The sequence below is a fragment of the Bradyrhizobium sp. CCBAU 53338 genome, assembly GCF_015291665.1.
In the GTDB taxonomy this organism is placed as follows: domain Bacteria; phylum Pseudomonadota; class Alphaproteobacteria; order Rhizobiales; family Xanthobacteraceae; genus Bradyrhizobium.
The window spans coordinates 4,565,180-4,585,047 of the sequence record NZ_CP030048.1 but is presented as its reverse complement, the minus strand read 5'-3'; the positions used below and the strand labels follow the sequence as shown (position 1 = coordinate 4,585,047).

The following is a 19,868-nucleotide window of genomic DNA, read 5'->3' as shown; positions in this document are numbered from 1 at the left end:
ACAATGGCCACGATCGCATTCATCGGTCTCGGCAACATGGGCGGCCCGATGGCGGCCAATCTGGTCAAGGCCGGCCACAAGGTGGTGGCGTTCGATCTCGTCGAAGCCTCGCGCAATCAGGCCAAGGCCGACGGCGCCGGCATCGCGGACAGCGCCGCGGGTGCTGTGAAGGGCGCCGATGTCGTCGTCACCATGCTGCCCGCAGGCAAGCATGTGCTCGGCGTCTGGAACGAGGTCGTTCCCGCCATGGCCAAGGGCACCCTGATTATCGATAGCTCCACTATCGACGTGGAAAGCGCGCGTCAGGCTCATGCGCTGGCGGCGAAGAACGGCGTGCTCTCGGTCGACGCGCCGGTCTCCGGCGGCACCGGTGGTGCCAAGGGCGCAACGCTCACCTTCATGTGCGGCGGCGAGGAGGGCGCCTTTGCGGCGGCCAAGCCCGTGCTGGAGAAAATGGGCAAGAAGATCGTGCATTGCGGCGGCGCCGGCGCCGGCCAGGCCGCAAAAATCTGCAACAACATGATCCTCGGTATTTCCATGATCGCGGTGAGCGAAGCCTTCGCGCTCGGCGAAAAGCTCGGACTCTCGCATCAGGCGCTGTTCGACGTCGCCTCGACCTCGTCGGGCCAGTGCTGGTCGCTGACCACCTATTGCCCGGTTCCCGGTCCGGTGCCGACTTCACCGGCCAACAACGACTACAAGCCGGGTTTTGCCTCGGCGCTGATGGTGAAGGACCTGACGCTGGCGCAGGACGCCGCGAAGGCTGCGGGGGCGGCGACGCCGCTCGGCAAGCATGCGCAGGAGATCTATCAGTCTTTCGACGCAGCAGGCCAGGGCGGGGTGGATTTTTCCGGAATTATCAAGCACGTTAGGGCGTTAGCCGGGAAAGCTTGATGACGACATTTCAGGACGCGCGCGCGTTTCTTCTCGCACACCGCACGGATTACGAGACAGCGGTTAGGAATTTCCGCTGGCCCGATCCCGACCCCTTCAACTGGGCGCTCGATTGGTTCGACGCCGAGCTGGCGACGAATGCGGAGAGCAAGGATCGGCCCGCGCTCTGGATTGTCGATGCTGCGCAGGACAAGCAGACAAAGCTGTCCTTCGCCGCGCTCTCGCTGCGCTCCAACCAGGTTGCCAATTTTCTCCGCGCGCAGGGCCTCAAGCGCGGCGACCATCTCCTGCTGCTGCTCGGCAATGTGGTTCCGCTGTGGGAGACCATGCTGGCGGCAATAAAACTCGGCGTCGTCGTGATCCCCGCGACCACGCTCCTGACGGCCGAGGAACTGCGCGACCGGCTTGATCGCGGCAGAGCGAAGGCCGTGGTGGCCGCGCAGGACCAGGTCGCGAAGTTCGCAAGTCTTGGCGTCGACGGTATCGCGCGGATCGTCGTGGGCGAGGCGTCCGATGGCTGGCTTGCCTATGACGAGGCGGCCAAAGCTTCGGAGAGTTTTACGCCTGATGGTCCGACCAACGCCGACGACCCGATGCTGCTCTATTTCACTTCGGGCACGACGGCCAAACCGAAGCTGGTGCGGCACAGCCAGCGCAGCTATCCCGTAGGCCACCTCTCCACCATGTACTGGATCGGGCTGAAGCCCGGCGACGTCCATCTGAACATCTCATCGCCCGGCTGGGCCAAGCATGCCTGGAGCTGCTTCTTCGCGCCGTGGAATGCCGGCGCGACGGTGTTCGTGGTCAACCAGCCGCGCTTCGATGCCAAGGGCCTGCTCGCCACCATCGGCCGTTGTGGCGTCACCACGTTGTGCGCGCCGCCGACCGTGTGGCGGCTGTTCATTCAGGAGAACCTGGCCTCGTTCAAAATGAGCTTGCGTGAGGTCTGCGGCGCAGGCGAGCCGCTCAACCCTGAAGTGATCGACCAGGTGCAGGCCGCCTGGGGACTCACCATCCGCGACGGCTACGGCCAGACCGAGACCACCGCGCTTGCCGGCAACTCGCCGGGCCAGAAGATCAAGGTCGGCTCGATGGGCCGGCCGCTGCCGGGCTATCGCGTGCAGGTCAGCGACGCCGACGGCCACCCGGCCAAGGAGGGCGAGGTGGCGCTGCTGCTGGGTGCCGACCGTCCCGCCGGCTTGATGCAGGGCTATCAGGGCGACGACGGCAAGCTGTCCGGCGCCGAAGGCGAGCTCTATCGCAGCGGCGACGTGGTCTTCGCGGACGAAGATGGCTATCTCACCTTCGTCGGCCGCTCCGACGACGTGTTCAAATCCTCCGACTATCGCATCAGCCCGTTCGAGCTGGAGAGCGTGCTGCTGGAGCACGAACTTGTCGCGGAAGCCGCGGTGGTGCCGAGTCCCGATCCCATCCGGCTCGCGATCCCCAAGGCCTTCGTGCTGCTGACCTCGGGCGCGGAGCGCTCGCCGGAGACGGCGCTCTCGATCTTCAAGCACCTGCATACGCGCCTTGCGCCCTTCAAGCGCATCCGGCGGATCGAAATCGTCACCGAATTGCCGAAGACGATCTCTGGCAAAATCCGGCGCGTGCAGCTACGACGGCTCGAACGCGACAACGATCGCGACGATCCGCTGCGTGGCCGGGAATTCCGCGAGGAGGATTTTCCGGAGCTGCCTAAAACGAGAAGCGAGACCTGAAGCGACATGAACGAAATCTGGAAGAAGCCGCCGATCACGCTCGAGGCCTATCAGGCCATGGTCGGCAAGGAGATCGGCGTATCGTCCTGGCACCTGATCGACCAGCCCCGCATCGACACCTATGCCGACGTGATCGAGGATCACCAATTCATCCACGTCGATCCTGAAAGGGCGAAGAAGGAGACCGCGTTCGGCTCCACCATCGCGCACGGATTCCTCACGATGTCGCTGCTGTCGATCATGTCCTATGAGGTGATGCCGGCGGTTGCAGGCGCCACGATGGGCGTGAACTACGGGTTCGACAAGCTGCGCTTCATCTCGCCGGTGCGCTCGGGCAAGCGCGTCCGTGGCCGCTTCGTGCTGGCGGAAGCCAAGCTGCGCAAGCCTAACGAATTGCAGACCCGTACCAACGTGACGGTGGAGATCGAAGGCGAGGACAAGCCCGCGCTGGTCGCGGAGTGGCTCGGCCTGACTTACTTCGCGTAAGTCCGTCCGCCGTGGCCGGGCTTGACCCGGCGATCCATCGCTGCTCAAAAGCTGACGAATTTTCGCGGATTTCACCCTCTCCCACAAGCGGAGAAGGAAGAAAGGAAAGCTTTCATGGCAATCAGGTTCGACGGACGCGTCGCCATCGTCACCGGCGCGGGCAATGGTCTCGGCAAGGCGCATGCGCTGGGCCTTGCGAGCCGCGGCGCGAAAGTCGTGGTCAACGATTTCGGCGGCGCGCGCGACGGCACCGGCGCCTCGCTCTCACCGGCCGAAGCCGTGGTCGAGGAGATCCGCAAGGCCGGCGGCACCGCGATGGCCGACGGCGCCGACGTCTCGAATTTCGAGCAGGTCACCGCCATGGTCGAGCGCGCCACCAAGGAGTGGGGCAGTGTCGACATCATGTGCGCCAATGCCGGCATCCTGCGCGACAAGTCGTTCGGCAAGATGGAAGCGGCCGATTTCCAGAAGGTGCTCGACGTGCATCTCGTCGGCACCTTCTACTGCTGCAAGGCGGTCTGGGCCGGCATGCGCGACCGCAATTACGGCCGCATCGTGCTGACGACCTCGTCCTCCGGCCTCTACGGCAATTTCGGTCAGGCCAATTACGGCGCGGCGAAATCAGGCATGGTCGGCCTGATGAACGTGCTGGCGGAAGAGGGCCGCAAGAACGACATCCGCGTCAACATCATCTCGCCGACGGCGGCGACCCGCATGACCGAAGAGCTGCTGCCGCCGCAGGCGCTGCAATTGATGAAGCCGAACGCGATCACGCCCGCGGTCGAGTATATGCTGAGCGAGGACGCGCCGACCCGCACCATCATGGGTGCCGGCGCCGGCTCCTTCGCGGTAATCAAGATCCTGGAGAGCGAGGGCATCAACCTGCCGGAGTCCGAATGGACGCCCGATGCGGTCGCCGCGCATTTCGCCGAGATCAGCGACATGTCGAAGGCCAAGGCGCTGGCGGGTGCTTTCGAGCAGACGCAGAAATACGTGGCGCAGGCCGCGGCACGGGCGGGGATCAAGCTCTGACTGACATCGCCGTCATCGGTGCCGGTCCCGCCGGGCTGATGGCGGCGGAGGTGCTCGCGTCGGGCGGGGCCCGCGTCACCGTCTACGATGCGATGCCGTCAGCCGGCCGCAAATTCCTGATGGCCGGACGTGGTGGCCTCAATCTTACCCACAGCGAGCCGCTGGCGGGTTTCCTCGAGCGCTATCGCGAAGCGATGCCGCATCTGCGCGCCGCGGTCGAAGCGTTTCCACCCGACGCGCTGCGCGACTGGAGCGCAGGCCTTGGGCAGCTGACCTTCGTTGGCAGCAGCGGACGGGTGTTTCCAAGGACGTTCAAGGCCTCGCCCCTGCTGCGCGCCTGGCTGCGGCGGCTCGATGCATCTGGTGTGCGGTTCGCGTTTCGGCACCGCTGGACCGGCTGGGATGCGGAGGGGCGGCTGCAATTCCATACGCCCGAGAGCCTGCTTGCGATCGAGGCCAAGGCAACCGTGCTCGCGCTTGGTGGTGCGAGCTGGCCGCGATTGGGCTCGGACGGTGCGTGGGTCGATTGCCTCGCCGCGAAGGGTGTTGCCATCTCCAAGCTGAGGCCCGCCAATTCCGCCTTCACGGTCGCATGGTCCGACGTTTTTCGCGACCGCTTCGAAGGCCAGCCGCTCAAGGGCGTGGCGCTGACGGTCGGCGCGCACACGGTGCGCGGCGAAGCGATGATCACCCGCAGCGGCATCGAAGGCGGTGCGATCTACGCGTTGTCGGCGGAGCTGCGCGAGGCGGTGCTCGGGATCGGGCAGGCGACCTTGACGATCGCGTTGCGGCCGGATCTCACCGCCGACGCGCTGACCACGCGGCTATCAGGGACACGCGGCAAGCAATCGCTCGCAAATTTCCTGCGCAAGGCCGCGCAATTGTCGCCGGTCGGCATTGGCCTGATGCAGGAGGCGACCATTGCCTCAGGCCGATCGCTGGCGGCGTTCTCACCGACGGAGCTTGCGCACCTGGCGAATGCGATTCCGGTTCAGCTCACCGGCATCGCGCCGATCGATCGCGCGATCTCGACGGCGGGCGGGATCGCCTTCGACGAGCTCGACGACCGCTTCATGCTGCGCAAATTGCCCGGCGTGTTCGCCGCCGGCGAGATGCTGGATTGGGAAGCCCCGACCGGCGGCTATCTGCTCCAAGCATCGTTCGCGACGGGGGCGGCTGCAGGCAGGGGCGTGCTGGAGTGGCTCAGCCGCTAACCGCGCAGCGACGCAATCCAGACTGGATTGCTTCGTCACAAGGGCGCCTCGCAATGACGGAGAGAGACCGGTGCGCTATCGCAACTTCCCGCGCGCCGCCACCGGAAGCGTGCCGATGATCTCATCGCCGCGGACCATCACCACCTCGTCCATCATGTTGACGACGACGCAGACGTGGTTCGGCACGATGCGGACGACATCGCCGACATTCGGGCGTGTGTTGCTGCGGGAGAGGTCGAGGAAGCCGTGCTCCTCTGCGAATTTGGCGATCTTGGCCTCGGGGTGCTCGAGGATCAGGCCGTGGCCGTCGAGGCCGCCGGTGTCGGTCGTCAATGTCTTCGAGCCGGCATCGAGAATGCCGCGCTCGGGGGCGGCGCGGCTCACCACCGTCGAATAGACGTGCAGCGCGCAATCGTCCCAGGTGGCGGAGCCGGCTGCGACCTGCATGCGGTCGTTGTAAATATAGGTTCCGAAGCGATGCTCGGTGCCGCCCCTGAGCTTGCCGATGTTGACCAGGTTCGGTGTGCCGCCGGTCGAGACGATCTTGGCGTCCAGCCCGTGCGCGCGCACGCCGGCCAGTGCCTCGTCGAAGAATTTCTGCGCATCGCCCCAGCCAGTCTCGGTCGGGTAGAGCATGAAGCCGGCAAATTCGAGCCCCTTCGACGCGGCGATCTCGCGCGCCAGCGCGATCGCTTCCGCCGGCGTCTCGACGCCCGCGCGCTTGCGCCCCGTATCGCATTCGACCACGACCGAGAGCGGACGGCCCGAGGCCGCGGCGGCCTTGGGCAGTCCGGCAACGACGGTCGAATTGTCGGCGGCGACCGTCATCCTGGTCTTGGCATTGAGCGCGCCGAGCCGCGCCATCTTTTCCTCGCCGAGCAGATTGTAGCTGATCAGGATGTCGTCGATGCCGGCATTGGCCATGATCTCGGCCTCGCCGATCTTCTGGCAGGTGATGCCCTTGGCGCCGGCCGCGACCTGCATCTTTGCGATCGTCGGGTTCTTGTGCGTCTTGATATGCGGCCGGTTGGCGATGCCGGCGTCGTCGCAGGCCTTCTGGATGCGCGCAATGTTGCGCTCGACCCTGTCCATGTCGATGACGGCGCAGGGCGTGCCGTATTCGCGGGCGATTTTTGCGGCGAGGGGAGTGGTCATGGGTCAAGCCTGTTCTATCTCTTCGCGGAGCATTTCGAGTTCGAGCCAGCGCTCTTCGGCTGCGGACAGGTCTTCATGTGCCCTGGCGATGGCGGCCGAGGTATCGTCGAATTTCTTGCGATCTTTTGCATAGAGATTGGGATCGTCAAGCACGCGCTGCAGCTTGGCGATGTCGGCCTGCAACGATTCCATCTTCTGCGGCAGCGTTTCCAGCGCGTGCTTCTCGTTGAAGCTCAGCTTGCGCTTCGGCGCGGAGGCGGGCGCAGCAACGCGCTCCTCCTTTTTCTCTGCGGTCGGCTGCGCTTTCGTGGTCTCGCGCTTGAGGTCCGTGCCGCGTTGCGCCAGCATGTCGCTGTAGCCGCCGGCATATTCGATCCACTTGCCGTTGCCCTCCGGCGCGATCACGGAGGTGACGACGCGATCGAGGAAGTCGCGGTCGTGGCTGATCAGGATGACCGTGCCCTCGTAGTCGCCGAGCATCTCCTCGAGCACGTCGAGCGTCTCGAGATCGAGATCGTTGGTCGGCTCGTCCAGCACCAGGAGGTTCGAGGGCTTCGCCAGCGCGCGCGCCAGCATCAGCCGACCGCGCTCACCGCCAGAGAGCACCTCCACCGGCGTGCCACGCTGCTCCTGGCCGAACAGGAAGTCCTTCATGTAGCCGACGACGTGCTTCGGCTTGCCGCCGACCATGATTTGATCGCCACGACCGCCGGTCAGCGCCTCGGCCAGCGTCGACTTGGGATCGAGGCTTTCACGATGCTGGTCGAGCGTGGCGGTCTCGAGATTGGCTCCTAACCGTACCGTGCCGGAATCTGGTTGCGCAGCACCGGTCAAGAGATTGACCAGCGTGGTCTTGCCGGCGCCGTTCGGGCCGATGATGCCGAGCCGGTCGCCGCGCTGGATGCGGGTGGAGAAATTGTCGACGATCACGCGATCGCCATAGGCCTTGCTGATGCCCTTGGCCTCGATCACCAGCTTGCCGGATTGCTCGGCTTCAGCGGCTGCGAGACTGGCGGTGCCGGCGGTGCCGCGATAATTGCGGCGCTGGTCGCGTAGCGCATGCAGATTGGCGAGCCGCTTGACGTTGCGCTTGCGGCGGCCGGAGACGCCGTGGCGCAGCCAGTGCTCCTCGTCGACGATCTTGCGGTCGAGCTTGTGCTGATCGCGTTCCTCCTCCGCCAGCACCTCGTCGCGCCAGGTCTCGAACGAGGCAAAGCCGCGATCGATCTGCTTGATCTTGCCGCGGTCGAGCCAGGCGGTGGAGCGCGAGAGATTGGTGAGGAAGCGGCGGTCGTGGCTGATGATGACAAGCGCGCTGCGCCGGGAGTCGAGCTCCTTTTCCAGCCATTCGATGGTGGAGAGATCGAGATGGTTGGTCGGCTCGTCCAGCAGCAGGATGTCGGGCGAGGGCGCGAGCACATAGGCCAACGCTGCGCGGCGCGCCTCGCCGCCGGAGAGATTATGCGGGTTCTCCTCGCCGGTCAGGCCGAGCTGCTCGAGCAGATAGCGCGCCTGGTGCTGATCGTCGCCGGGGGCGAGCCCGGATTCGACGTAGGCCAGCGTGGTCTTGTACTCGCCGAAGTCGGGCTCCTGCGGCAGATAGCGGACCGTCGCGCCGGGCTGCACGAAGCGCGTACCGTCATCGGGCTCGACCAGGCCGGCTGCAATTCTGAGCAGCGTCGATTTACCGGAGCCGTTGCGGCCGATCAGGCAGACGCGTTCGGACGGCGCGACATTGAGCTCGACGCCCGACAGCAGCGGCGTGCCGCCAAAGGTCAGCTTGATGTCTTTCAGTTGGATCAGCGGGGGTGCCATGACTAGCCCTGACTCGTGGCGGCCTGGTCGGCACGGCGGCGCTGGATCCGGCGCAGCGTCTGATCGAGCGCCGAGAGGAAGGCGGAGCGGTCCCGGGGCGAGAACGAGCGCGGGCCGCCGGTGACTTCGCCGGCCGAGCGCAAATCCGTCATCAGGTTGCGCACGGCCAGCGTCATGCCGATCGACTCTTCCGTAAACGGCTTGCCGTTCGGCGCGATCACGTCGGCTCCGGCTTTCACGCAGCGGCTCGCCAGCGGAATGTCCGACGTGACAACGACGTCGCCGGGCCTCGCCCGTTCGGCGATCCAGTCGTCGGCCGCGTCCATCCCAGCGCCCGCGGCGATGCGCTCGATCAGCGGGTCCTGCGGCACGCGGATAAAATTGCCGGCGACCACGCTGACGGGCACGCCGTGCCGGAGCGCGACGCGATAAATCTCGTCCTTCACCGGGCAGGCGTCGGCATCGACATAGATGCGGGTGGGGGTGTCAGTCATTCGCCGCGTGGTACCCCATTCGGGCCGCAAAGGCGAGGGGATTGACCGGTGTTCCCCGGGGCCTACGATCAGCTCTGAAACAACAAGAACTGAGGGGAAGCCAAGCCATGCCGAACCGGCTCGAAACCTGGCGCGTCGAGGCCTACAACACCGCCAAACAGTCCGAAAACAAGATGCACGACGACACGGTGGCGCGCCGCTTCGGCTTCTCCGGCGGGCTGGTCCCGGGCGTCGATGTCTTCGCCTACATGATGCACGTGCCGGTGGCCCGCTGGGGCCGCGATTTCCTGTCGCGCGGGCTGATCGAAGCCCGCTTCATCAAGCCGGTCTATGATGGCGAGACCGCCGATGTCGACGCCACCGAGCACAACGGCCTGCTCACGATCGAGGTTTTCAGTCGCACCGAGCTGTGCGCGACCGGGACTGCGTCGCTGCCGGCGGCTGCGCCGGCGGTGTCACTGAGTGACTATGTCGAGGTCCCCGCCGTCGCCGAGCGCAAACCGGTCAGCCCCGCGACGTTCGAGACAGGCAAATGGCTGGGCACCACGCCGCGCCGCTGGGCCGGGCAGGCGGCCACCGACTATCTTGCCGATGTCAGGGAGACCGATCCGGTCTTCGCGCGCGAAGGGCTCGGCCATCCCGGACTGATCCAGCGCGTGATGAACCGCGTGCTGGTCGACAACACCATTCTGGGCCCTTGGATTCACGTCGGCAGCCGCATGCAGCTCTTGTCCGCCGCGCGCACCGGCGATGAGATCACCGCGCGAGCGAAGGTCGCTGCGAATTACGAGAAGAAGGGGCACCGCTTCGTCGAGCTCGACGCGCTGGTCGTGGCCAATGGAACGACGCCGATTGCACATTGCCAGCACACCGCGATCTACCAGCCGCGCGAGCAGGCTGCGGCGTAGCGCGCCGGAAGGGGCACACCCCGCACGCACACTCGGTGTCATTCCCCGCGAAGGCGGGGAATCCAGTACGCCGCGGCTTCTCGGTCGATCATGACTGTCTCGGAGTACTGGATCGCCCGCCTTCGCGGGCGATGACAGTGTGGCGTTGGAGACAGCAGTCGCTTACGCCGCGCCCTTCGCATCCTGGATCGCGCGCCAGACGCGCTCCGGGGTCAGCGGCATGTCGATGTGCTTGATGCCGTAGTCCGAGAGTGCATCCACCACCGCGTTCACCACCGTGGACAGGCTGCCGGCGCAGCCGGCTTCGCCGCAGCCCTTGGTGCCCAGGGGATTGCTCTTGGCCGGCACCGGATGGTCACCGACCTCCATGAACGGGACGTCCTCGGCGCGGGGCAGCGCATAGTCCATCAGGGAGCCCGTGATCGGTTGGCCGCTCTCGTCGTAGCGGACATGCTCCATCAGCGCCTGGCCGATGCCCTGGACGACGCCGCCGTGAAGCTGGCCAGCGACCAGCATCGGGTTGATGACGGTGCCGAAGTCGTTGACCGCGCTGTAACGCACGATCTGCACCACGCCGGTCTCGGGATCGACCTCGACCTCGGCGACGTGGCAGCCGTTCGGGAAGGCCGACGGAATCGGCTCGCTGGTGTGATCGACGTCGAGCGAGTCAGGCACGCCGTCCGGCACCTTGCCGTCATGCAGCTTCTTGGCGAGCTCCATGATGTCGATGCTGCGGTCGGTGCCGGCGATGGTGAAGCTGCCGTCGGCAAACTCGATGTCGGCTTCGGATGCCTCCAGCATGTGCGCGGCGGCGCGCTTGCCCTTCTCGATGACGAGCTTCGAGGATTCCACGATGGCTTGCCCGGTCGCGGTGATCGAGCGCGAGCCGCCGGTGCCGTTGCCGGTGTGCACGATGTCGCTGTCGCCCTGCACCAGCTTCACGCTCTCGAAGGGAACGCCAAGCTGTGCGCACAGCACCTGCGCGAACGGCGTCGCGTGGCCCTGGCCGTAATCCAGCGTGCCGGTGATCAGCTGCACGCTGCCGTCGGGGTCGAACACGATCTTGCCGAGTTCGGGGCTCGGCGGCGCGGTGACCTCGAGATAGGAGCCGACCGCGATGCCGCGCAGCTTGCCGGCCTTCTTGCTCTCCTTCTTGCGCTTGGCAAAGTTCTCGTGGTCGGAGATTTCCAGCGCCTTGTTGAACACGGACTGGAAGTCACCGCTGTCATAGGTGACGCCTGATGACGCCGGAAACGGCATCTGGTTCGGCTTGATGAAGTTGCGCTTGCGCATCGTCAGCCGGTTGATGCCCATCTCGTCGGCGGCACGGTCGATCAACCGCTCCATGTAGTAGTTGGCCTCGGGCCGGCCGGCGCCGCGATAGGCGCCCATCAGCGTGGTGTTGGTCAGCACCGTCTTGATGTCGACGCCCATCAGCGGCGTGCGGTAGACGCTGGAAAAGTTCTTGCCGGTGTTGAGCGACAGCGGCCCCGGCGCAACGCCGGTGATGTAGGCGCCGAGATTGCCGTAGCCGGAGAGTTTCGCCGCGAGGAAATGCCCCTCGGCATCGAGCGCGAGCTCGGCATGGATTTTCTGCGCGCGACCGTGGCTGTCGGAAAGAAAGCTGGTGGAGCGCTCGTCGAGCCATTTCACCGGGCGTCCCAGCGCCTTCGCCGCATACAGGATGCACATGTATTCGGGGTAGTTGACGTTCTTCATGCCGAAGGAGCCGCCGACATTGGCGGTGAGGATCCGCACTTTCTCGTTCGGCACTTTCAGGTTCTTGGCGAGGTTGGCGCGGTTGCCCGCGACGCCCTGCGTCGGCATCTGGATGGTGTAGCGCTCGGTGGCCTTGTCGTAGGAGGCAAGACCGACCCGCGGCTCCATCGAGACCACGGCGACGCGGGTGTTCTCGATGTCGATCCTGGTGACGTGGGCGGCGCTGGCGAAGGCGGCGTTCACCTTCTCCATGTCGCCATAGTGATAGTCGAGCGCGACATTGTTCGGGATGTGGTCGTAGAGCTGCGGCGCGCCGGGCTTGGCGGCTTCCTCGGGATCGGTCACCGCCGGCAGCGGCTCGATGTCGAGCTCGACGGCTTCGGCCGCATCGCGGGCCTGCGCCAGCGTCTCCGCCACGACGAAGGCGACGGGGTCGCCGACGAAGCGGACCTTGTCGGTTGCCAGCGGGTGGCGGTTGGTCTGGAGCAGGGGTGAGCCGTCACGGTTCTTCAGCGGCAGGCCGCAGGTGAAGGGGCCATAGCCGGCGGCATCGATGTCCTTGCCGGTCCACACGCCCAGCACGCCCGGCATTGCCTTGGCGGCGTCGGTGCCGATGCCGCGGATGATTCCGTGAGCGTGGGTCGAGCGGACGATCACGGCATAGGCCTGGCCGGGCAGGTTGAAATCGTCGGTGTAGCGGCCCTTGCCGCGCACCAGCGTGTCGTCTTCCTTGCGGCGGACCGGCTGCCCGACGCCGTATTTTTGCAGTGCAATAGCGTTTTCGAGCGTCGAGGATTTGGTGTGTTCTTGCATGGAAATGACCTGAAAAGCCGGCAATTGCGCGTTTTATGGGCGCCTTCGAGACCGGGATCTCTCAGATAACCCGCCACCGCGTTCACGACAACGCACGAATGGACATGGTCCCATTGTGATGCGTTGTTGCGCATGTCAGCCGCGCTGCTAATGTTTCAGGCGAAAAAGCAATTCCGGATCGACCCTTAGGGTCGTGGAAAGACAGTTTGTATGAATGACCACACGCGGCTCCGCGACGGCCATGGGCCGCACGGTGAGCTGGAGGGGTCGATGGCGGCGGTGGCATTGGCCACTGAACCGGCCGTCCCCGCGCAAGCGGGAACCGGCGTCTATGCGGCGCTGGACCTCGGCACCAACAATTGCAGGCTCCTGATCGCCTGTCCGACCCACGATGGCTTTCGCGTGGTCGATTCCTTCTCGCGGATCATCCGGCTCGGCGAGGGCGTCTCGGCGACGGGGTGCATCAGCGAGGCTGCTATCGATCGCGCCATCGCCGCGCTCAGCATTTGCCGGGACAAGATCAACCTGCGCAAGGCCAAGCGTTTGCGGCTGATCGCGACCGAAGCCTGCCGCGCCGCCTCGAACGCGGAAGGCTTCCGCAGCCGCGTCGCGGCCGAGACCGGCATCGAGCTCGAGGTGATCGACCGCGAGACCGAAGCCTCGCTCGCCATGCTCGGCTGCTCGCCGCTGGTCGATCCGAAGGGCCGCGGCGCGATCCTGTTCGACATCGGCGGCGGCTCGACCGAGCTGGTGCGGATCGAGCGCGACCCGCAAAATCCGGAGCCGCGCATCAAGGCATGGATGTCGATCCCCTACGGTGTGGTCACCCTCGCCGAACAGTTCGGCGGCCGCGACGTGACGCCCGAAATCTACACTGCGATGGAGCGCGCGGTCGCAAGCCACGTCGCGCCCTTCGCTGAGCAACACGGCCGCGATCTCACCGACATGCATCTGCTCGGCACGTCAGGCACCGTGACGACGCTCGCCGGTATCCATCTCAATCTCCTGCGCTACGACCGCCGCCGCATCGACAGCATCTGGATGAACGATACCGACATCACCGCGACCATCAACAAGCTGCTCGGCATGAGCTATGAGGACCGCGCCAACAACAGCTGCATCAGCGTCGAGCGCGCCGATCTCGTTCTGGCCGGCTGCGCCATCCTCGATGCGATCAGGCGCGCGTTCCCGCTGCCGCGCCTGCGCGTCGCCGATCGCGGCCTGCGCGAGGGCATGCTGGTCGAGATGATGCGCGAGGACGGCGCACTCAGGAGCTGGTGAGATGGCGAAAGACACCACCGGCCGCTTGCACGTCCAGGTCAAGACCGGCGGCAAGCGCAAATTGTCGTCCAAGCTCTGGCTGGAGCGGCAGCTCAACGATCCCTATGTGGCCAAGGCCAAGGCCGCGGGCTATCGCTCGCGCGCAGCGTTCAAGCTGCTCGAGATCGACGACAAGTTCCGCCTGCTCAAGCCCGGCATGGCCGTGGTCGATCTCGGCGCAGCCCCCGGCGGCTGGAGCCAGATCGCCGCCAAGCGCGTCGGCTCGGTCGATGGCAAGGGCAAGGTCGTCGCGATCGACCTGCTGGAGATGCCCGGGATTCCCGGCGTCGACTTTGCGCAGCTCGACTTCATGGACAACGACGCGCCGGAAAAGCTTACAGCCATGCTGGGCGGCGGCGCCGATATCGTGATGTCCGACATGGCCGCCAATACCACCGGCCACCGAAAGACCGACCAACTCCGCATCGTCGGCCTGGTCGAGACCGCGGCTGCGTTTGCCTGCGATGTGCTCAAGCCCGGCGGCACGTTCCTCGCCAAGACGTTCCAGAGCGGCGCCGATGCCGATCTGCTCGCGCAGCTCAAGCGCGATTTTGCGACGGTACGCCATGTGAAGCCGGCGGCGAGCCGGCAGGATTCGTCCGAGCGTTACGTGCTGGCGACGGGATTTCGGGGGCGCGGTTAGGACGCGCAGCGATCATCGGCGCTGCAACTCGTCCGGAAAGCCCCAGCCTTAGGCCACTTTCTTCTCGAAATTGGCGTACACGCTGAGCTTCAACCAAGCGCGGAGGTTTGTGGCCAGCTTGCTGCTCCCGGTCAGGACAAGCCGACCATCATCCGACATCTGGTCGGCAGTTGCGTATCCAAGCCAAATCTCGGTCATCGATTGAAGATCCGTTGACACGTAGAGATCGACATCGAAGCCTGGATCGACGAGGCAGAGGTCGACGTCCCTGTTCGGCTCCACGATCAGCCAATAGTTGCGCTCCGAATTGGGTCTGTCCTTGAAAATGAACTGGATGGTGTTGCGGCGTGGCGGCATCGGATCGGTATTGAGAGTTCGCCTGACGTCCCACATCAAGAGGTTGGCATCGAGGTTCTTCAAGGTTGCTTCTGTCGTCACCCATCTGTGGCCCCAGGCGCCGATGGCTTCGATGATTGGACGCAGCTCGGTCCCCGCTTCGGTGAGATGATATTCGTGGACGCCGGACTCGCGCTCGGCGGCGACGCGGGTGACGATGCCCGCGGCTTCGAGCTCTTTGAGCCGCTTGGACAGAAGGGCAGGCGACATGCTGGGCACGCCTCGCCGCAGCTCGTTGAACCGGGTCGATCCCATCACCAGCTCGCGCACGACAAGCAGCGTCCAGCGAGAGCAAATGACCTCGGCTGCCATCGAAACTGGGCAGAACTGATTGTAGCCGCCATCCGACATTCGATCGCTTCCTTTCGGCCAGTCATTTCCGAGCTCGTGAGGCTAGGAGGAAGTCGATGGATTGGCCAGTACAGAATCTGTACCGCTGGGGTTCAGATACGGAACTGGATGCCTTCGTGCAGTCATGGCTCGCTGTCGTCCAATCGCGAGAAGCGATGCCGCTTCCGGCGGGTTGCCGGGCAACAGGAGATGACTGATGTCAGTGACGACGCTCCCCCTCGACTATACCTCCATCAAGCAACGACAGCGCGCAGTCTGGTCGGCAGGCGACTATGCAATGATTGGGACCACGCTTCAGATCGTGGGCGAGCGGCTGTGCGAGACTCTCGATCTTCGGGCCGGAAGCCGTGTGCTCGACGTCGCCGCCGGCAATGGAAACGCGACGCTCGCCGCCGCGCGCCGCTTCGCGCAAGTCACGTCCACCGACTATGTCGGCGCGCTTCTCGAGCGGGGTCGGGAGCGCGCCGCCGCGGAACGCGTCGCCGTCGATTTCCAGGAGGCCGATGCCGAGGCGCTGCCGTTTCCCGACGTCAGCTTCGATACTGCGTTGTCTACATTCGGCGTCATGTTCACCCCGGATCAGGACAAGGCGGCGGCCGAGCTCGTGCGTGTGGTGCGACGCGGTGGAAAGATAGGGCTCGCTAACTGGACGCCGGACGGATTCATCGGTCAGCTCCTCAAGCTCGTCGGAAAATATGCGCCGCCGCCATCCGGGGTTAGGTCGCCGACCCTATGGGGCACCGTCGCGCGGCTCGGCGAGCTGTTTCCGCGTCACCAGATCGATGCCTCGGAGCAGACGTTCACTTTCCGGTACCGGTCGCCGGCCCATTGGCTTGACGTGTTTCGTTCATACTACGGTCCCACCAACCGCGCGTTCGCCGCGCTGGACGCGGACAAGGCAGCGGCGCTGGAGGCCGACATTCTCGATCTGCTGGAGAAATCGAATTGGGGCGATCGCGGCGACCTCGTCGTTCCCAGCACTTATCTCGAGGTGGTCGTTACGATTGCGTGAGTGCTGGGTGAACGGCGGGGCCACCACATCTTCCGGTCCGTGGGCCTGACGAAGGTCCCGGCGGGTTGAGTGATCGTTGGATCGAACCGGTAGAGGCCTCGCTGCAGACGGGCAGCGGCCTCTACGCAACCGTCACGTTTCGGACCATGCAGATCCATGGTCTACGCAGGAGTGACTCTATGAGATGTTGTGCTGACGTTCGCGACACGAACCAAAGGTGTCTCACTGAACAAGAACGTATCGGGGAACGCTTTCTCGAACAATTCGCTCTGCTTGAGGATGGTCTGGCACATCTTCAACTTCAGATGCGCCGCATGTCGGAAAGCGCCAAGCAGTTTGGCAGCCTCGCGAGGCAGATGCGGCAAGCAACCTATCCAGCAGATTGCGGCAAGCAAGACATGACCATTCGGTTCGAGCACCGTGGAGGTCGCTCGGTCAAAGGCGAGTAACCCCTTTTCAGAGCCTGGCGTGGATTGCGCAACGGCTTCCGCGCTCCTGAATTTGAGGGATTGGCATCGTGGGCTACCCCAATCGCTGATCCCGCATGTCCTGCGTGTCTTCCGTCGCCGTCTTGACGGCGGCGGTTGCGGCGCTCTTGGCCGCGCCCTTGCGGCTTGCGACCTCGATCGCCTTGCGGCCCGAGATCTCGTGGCCGGCGTCGGCGGGCATCTGCCAGAAGAACCAGCTCGACGCCGCCGAGGTCAGCGCCACCACGATAAAGGCCGGCATGAACACGGTGGCGTTGAGCTCGTTGACGTGGTTCAGCCACATCGTCGTCTCCACGGAGGCGGCACCGACCGCGACGCCGGCTGAGACGGCGAGCTGCTGGTTGACGCTGACGAGCGTGGTCGCGCGGCTCATCTGCGGGCTCTCGACGTCGGCATAGGCCACCGTGTTGATAGCGGTGAACTCCAGCGAACGGAAGAAGCCGCCGACCACCAGGATGACCATGATGATCAGGAGCGGGGTCGTCACCGTGAACAGCGCACAGACGCCGAGGAAGAACGCGCTGACGATCGCGTTCACCGTCATCAGATTGCGGAAGCCGAAGGCGCGGATGAGACGCGCCGCCAGCGTCTTCATGCCCATCGCGCCGAGCGAGGAGGAGAAGGTGACGAGGCCCGAATGAAACGGCGACAGCCCGAAGCCGATCTGCATCAACAGCGGCAGCAGGAAGGGCAGGGCACCGATGCCGAGCCGGAACATGAAGCCGCCGACGATGGCCGCCCGCAACGTCGGCAGCCGCAGCAGCGAGAAGTCCAGCACCGGCGATCCGGTCCGGCGGGCGTGAATGACGTAGAGCGTCATCGAGATCGCGCCGCCGGCAACCAGGCCTGCCACCGTGCTCCAGGGCAACAGATTGAGGCCGGCAACCGACAGGCCGAACGCGATGCCCGCAAGGCCGATGCCGGCGAGCACCATGCCGTAGAGATCGAACTTCTCCTGCGTCTCGCTCTTGATGGGATCGATGAACTTCAACGCCATGAAGATGCCGAGCAGCCCGATCGGAATGTTGATCAGGAAGATCCAGTGCCACGACGCATACGTCGTGATGAAGCCGCCGAGCGGGGGGCCGATCACGGGACCTATCAGGGCAGGCACCGTCACCCAGGCCATCGCGTTGACGAGCGCGCTCTTGTCGACCGAGCGCAGCAGCACGAGACGCCCGACCGGCGTCATCATCGCGCCGCCCATGCCCTGAAGGATGCGTGCGAACACGAAGTCGGTCACCGACCCCGAGAGCGCGCAGCCGACCGAGCCGATCATGAACACGCCGACCGCGATCGCGAACACCATGCGTGCGCCGAACCGGTCGGCGGTCCAGCCGCTCGCCGGGATGAACACCGCGAGCGACAGCAGGTACGAGGTGATCGCAAGCTTCAGCGTCAGCGGGCTGGTGCCGATGTCGGCCGCGATCGCCGGCAGCGAAGTGGCGATCACCGTGGAGTCCATGTTCTCCATGAAGAGCGCGGTGGCCACGATCAGCGGAATGATGCGTTGCTTGTCGACCATGACGGATTGGTAATGGAAATCAGTGGGAAGGGCGAGAATTGCGGCTTATCACCGCCACCGGCGGCGGACCATTGTGGATCGGCGCATAGCACCTAAATGCTGCGCGACACTCCCTCGTCATTCCGGGCTTGCGCCTGTCGGCGCGCCCCGGAATGACGGTGGGAATGGGCTTTCCCCGCTGAAATTCACGTAAAAAAGCCTGTGCATGGCTGGCCAGCGGTCCGATTTGCTTTGATTCGTCACGCGGCCGTGCTATCGACCCGCGTCAACCCCACCGATGGGCTCCGATTCTCCGGCGATGCCGCAAGGTACGCCGAGGGCGGCGCTCATCCATACTCATTTGCGGCAGGGCCGCAGGAAGGAGTTGGCATATGGCCACGGTGCAACTTCAAGGCATCCGCGAAGCCTTTACGTTCGACGACGTGCTGTTGAAGCCGGGCCTGTCCGACGTCATGCCGGGCGAGGTCGACATCCGCTCCCGCGTCACCCGCGCCATTCCGCTCAACATCCCGATCATGGCCTCCGCCATGGACACCGTCACCGAGGCCCGCATGGCGATCGCCATGGCCCAGGCCGGCGGCCTCGGCGTCATCCACCGCAATTTCGATCCCGAAGGGCAGGCCGCCCAGGTCCGGCAGGTCAAGCGCTACGAGTCGGGCATGGTGGTGAACCCGCTCACCATCAGCCCCGAGGCCACGCTCGACGATGCGCTCAAGCTGATGAGCGACCACGGCATCTCCGGCATTCCCGTCGTCACCGGCGCCGGCAAGAACACGCCAGGCAAGCTGGTCGGCATCCTCACCAACCGCGACGTGCGGTTTGCCACCGACCGCCGGCAAAAAGTCTCCGAGCTGATGACGCATGAAAAGCTCGTCACGGTGCGGGAGAATGTCAGCCAGGACGAGGCTCGGCGGATGCTGCACCAGCATCGCATCGAGAAGCTGCTCGTCGTCGACGACCAGTATCGCTGCGTCGGCCTCATCACCGTGAAGGACATGGAGAAGGCGGTCGCCCATCCGCTCGCCTGCAAGGACGCGCAGGGCCGCCTCCGCGTCGCCGCCGCCACCACCGTCGGTGACACCGGCTTCGAGCGTACCGAGCGGCTGATCGACGCCGGCGTCGATCTCGTCGTCGTCGACACCGCGCACGGCCATTCCCGTCACGTGCTGCATGCGGTCAACCGCATCAAGCGTCTCTCCAACTCCGTGCAGGTCGTCGCCGGCAACGTCGCGACGTCGGAAGGCGCGCAGGCGCTGATCGATGCGGGCGCTGATTGCATCAAGGTCGGCATCGGTCCGGGTTCGATCTGCACCACGCGCATCGTCGCCGGTGTCGGCGTGCCGCAACTCACCGCGATCATGGATGCGGTCGAGGCCGCGAAGAAGTCCGACATCCCCGTCATCGCCGACGGCGGCATCAAGTTCTCCGGCGACCTCGCCAAGGCGCTCGCCGCCGGTGCCGACATCGCGATGGTCGGCTCGCTGCTCGCGGGCACCGACGAGACACCGGGCGAAGTCTTCCTGTGGCAGGGCCGTTCCTACAAGGCCTATCGCGGCATGGGCTCGGTCGGCGCGATGGCGCGGGGATCTGCCGACCGCTACTTCCAGCAGGACATCAAGGATTCGCTCAAGCTCGTGCCTGAAGGCATCGAGGGCCAGGTGCCGTACAAGGGCCCGGTCGGCAACGTCATGCACCAGCTCGCCGGTGGCCTCCGCGCCGCGATGGGCTATGTCGGCGCCAAGGACATGAACGAGCTGCACGCCAAGGCACAGTTCGTCCGCATCACCGGCGCGGGCCTGCGCGAAAGCCACGTCCACGACGTGACCATCACGCGCGAGAGCCCGAACTATCCGGGCGGCGGCTAGTTCTCCGCTCTGTTTTCGGC

General features: G+C 65.2%; 15 protein-coding genes and 1 pseudogene. 10 read left to right on the top strand and 6 right to left on the bottom strand.

Annotated elements, in window-relative coordinates; all coding sequences use genetic code 11:
• The 5 genes and pseudogenes from mmsB to XH90_RS21685 all read left to right on the top strand — a co-directional run.
• A pseudogene (gene mmsB / locus XH90_RS21700) lies at positions 1-894 on the top strand (3-hydroxyisobutyrate dehydrogenase); the annotation flags it as partial.
• A complete protein-coding gene (locus tag XH90_RS21695; RefSeq protein WP_194476375.1) occupies positions 894-2,612 on the top strand; it encodes an AMP-binding protein in 1,719 nt (572 codons plus the stop codon). The pseudogene mmsB and the gene XH90_RS21695, both read left to right, overlap by 1 nt.
• 6 nt (positions 2,613-2,618) lie before the next feature.
• On the top strand, positions 2,619-3,098 hold the full coding sequence (locus tag XH90_RS21690) for a MaoC family dehydratase (RefSeq protein ID WP_194476374.1): 480 nt from the start codon (positions 2,619-2,621) through the stop codon (positions 3,096-3,098).
• A 114-nt stretch (positions 3,099-3,212) separates the two neighbouring features.
• Positions 3,213-4,130, top strand: coding sequence for an SDR family NAD(P)-dependent oxidoreductase (locus XH90_RS39100; RefSeq protein WP_246755550.1), 918 nt, complete (start codon positions 3,213-3,215; stop codon positions 4,128-4,130).
• Entirely contained in the window at positions 4,127-5,344 is a 1,218-nt protein-coding gene (locus tag XH90_RS21685) for a TIGR03862 family flavoprotein (protein WP_256442520.1), read from the top strand. The genes XH90_RS39100 and XH90_RS21685 overlap by 4 nt, the downstream gene beginning before the upstream one ends.
• Before the next feature lie 75 nt (positions 5,345-5,419).
• Here XH90_RS21685 and XH90_RS21680 read toward each other — a convergent pair whose 3' ends face one another.
• The 3 genes from XH90_RS21680 to XH90_RS21670 are packed head-to-tail and all read right to left on the bottom strand — an operon-like array spanning position 5,420 to position 8,808.
• A complete protein-coding gene (locus XH90_RS21680; protein ID WP_194476372.1) occupies positions 5,420-6,499 on the bottom strand; it encodes a D-TA family PLP-dependent enzyme in 1,080 nt (359 codons plus the stop codon).
• A 3-nt stretch (positions 6,500-6,502) separates the two neighbouring features.
• On the bottom strand, positions 6,503-8,314 hold the full coding sequence (locus XH90_RS21675) for an ABC-F family ATP-binding cassette domain-containing protein (protein ID WP_194476371.1): 1,812 nt from the start codon (positions 8,312-8,314) through the stop codon (positions 6,503-6,505).
• Positions 8,315-8,316: 2 nt separating this feature from the next.
• Positions 8,317-8,808 carry a YaiI/YqxD family protein gene (locus XH90_RS21670; protein ID WP_194476370.1) on the bottom strand — a complete coding sequence of 164 codons (492 nt, stop codon included), beginning with the start codon at positions 8,806-8,808 and terminating at the stop codon, positions 8,317-8,319.
• 107 nt (positions 8,809-8,915) lie between these two features.
• On the opposite strand from XH90_RS21670, the gene XH90_RS21665 reads away from it, so the two are divergent.
• A complete protein-coding gene (locus XH90_RS21665; RefSeq protein ID WP_194476369.1) occupies positions 8,916-9,716 on the top strand; it encodes a hypothetical protein in 801 nt (266 codons plus the stop codon).
• Between the two features lie 162 nt (positions 9,717-9,878).
• Here the strand turns inward: XH90_RS21665 and XH90_RS21660 are convergent, their stop codons facing one another.
• Positions 9,879-12,248, bottom strand: a complete 2,370-nt coding sequence (locus XH90_RS21660) for a xanthine dehydrogenase family protein molybdopterin-binding subunit (protein WP_194476368.1) — start codon at positions 12,246-12,248, stop codon at positions 9,879-9,881.
• Positions 12,249-12,458: 210 nt separating this feature from the next.
• Between XH90_RS21660 and XH90_RS21655 the strand changes: the two genes are divergently transcribed.
• Both XH90_RS21655 and XH90_RS21650 read left to right on the top strand, forming a co-directional pair.
• A complete protein-coding gene (locus XH90_RS21655; RefSeq protein WP_194476367.1) occupies positions 12,459-13,529 on the top strand; it encodes a Ppx/GppA phosphatase family protein in 1,071 nt (356 codons plus the stop codon).
• A gap of 1 nt (position 13,530) precedes the next feature.
• Positions 13,531-14,211 carry an RlmE family RNA methyltransferase gene (locus tag XH90_RS21650; RefSeq protein ID WP_194476366.1) on the top strand — a complete coding sequence of 227 codons (681 nt, stop codon included), beginning with the start codon at positions 13,531-13,533 and terminating at the stop codon, positions 14,209-14,211.
• Positions 14,212-14,259: 48 nt separating this feature from the next.
• Here XH90_RS21650 and XH90_RS21645 read toward each other — a convergent pair whose 3' ends face one another.
• The gene (locus XH90_RS21645; protein WP_194476365.1) at positions 14,260-14,958 is read right to left on the bottom strand and encodes a helix-turn-helix domain-containing protein; all 699 of its coding nucleotides are present in this window, start codon (positions 14,956-14,958) and stop codon (positions 14,260-14,262) included.
• Positions 14,959-15,154: 196 nt separating this feature from the next.
• Between XH90_RS21645 and XH90_RS21640 the strand changes: the two genes are divergently transcribed.
• Positions 15,155-15,970, top strand: coding sequence for a class I SAM-dependent methyltransferase (locus XH90_RS21640; RefSeq protein ID WP_194476364.1), 816 nt, complete (start codon positions 15,155-15,157; stop codon positions 15,968-15,970).
• A 522-nt stretch (positions 15,971-16,492) separates the two neighbouring features.
• Here the strand turns inward: XH90_RS21640 and XH90_RS21635 are convergent.
• Positions 16,493-17,983 carry an MFS transporter gene (locus tag XH90_RS21635; protein ID WP_194476363.1) on the bottom strand — a complete coding sequence of 497 codons (1,491 nt, stop codon included), beginning with the start codon at positions 17,981-17,983 and terminating at the stop codon, positions 16,493-16,495.
• 371 nt (positions 17,984-18,354) lie between these two features.
• On the opposite strand from XH90_RS21635, the gene guaB reads away from it, so the two are divergent.
• Positions 18,355-19,848: an IMP dehydrogenase gene (gene guaB, locus XH90_RS21630; protein ID WP_194476362.1), complete on the top strand. Its 1,494-nt coding sequence runs from the start codon at positions 18,355-18,357 to the stop codon at positions 19,846-19,848.
• Positions 19,849-19,868: the final 20 nt, after the last annotated feature.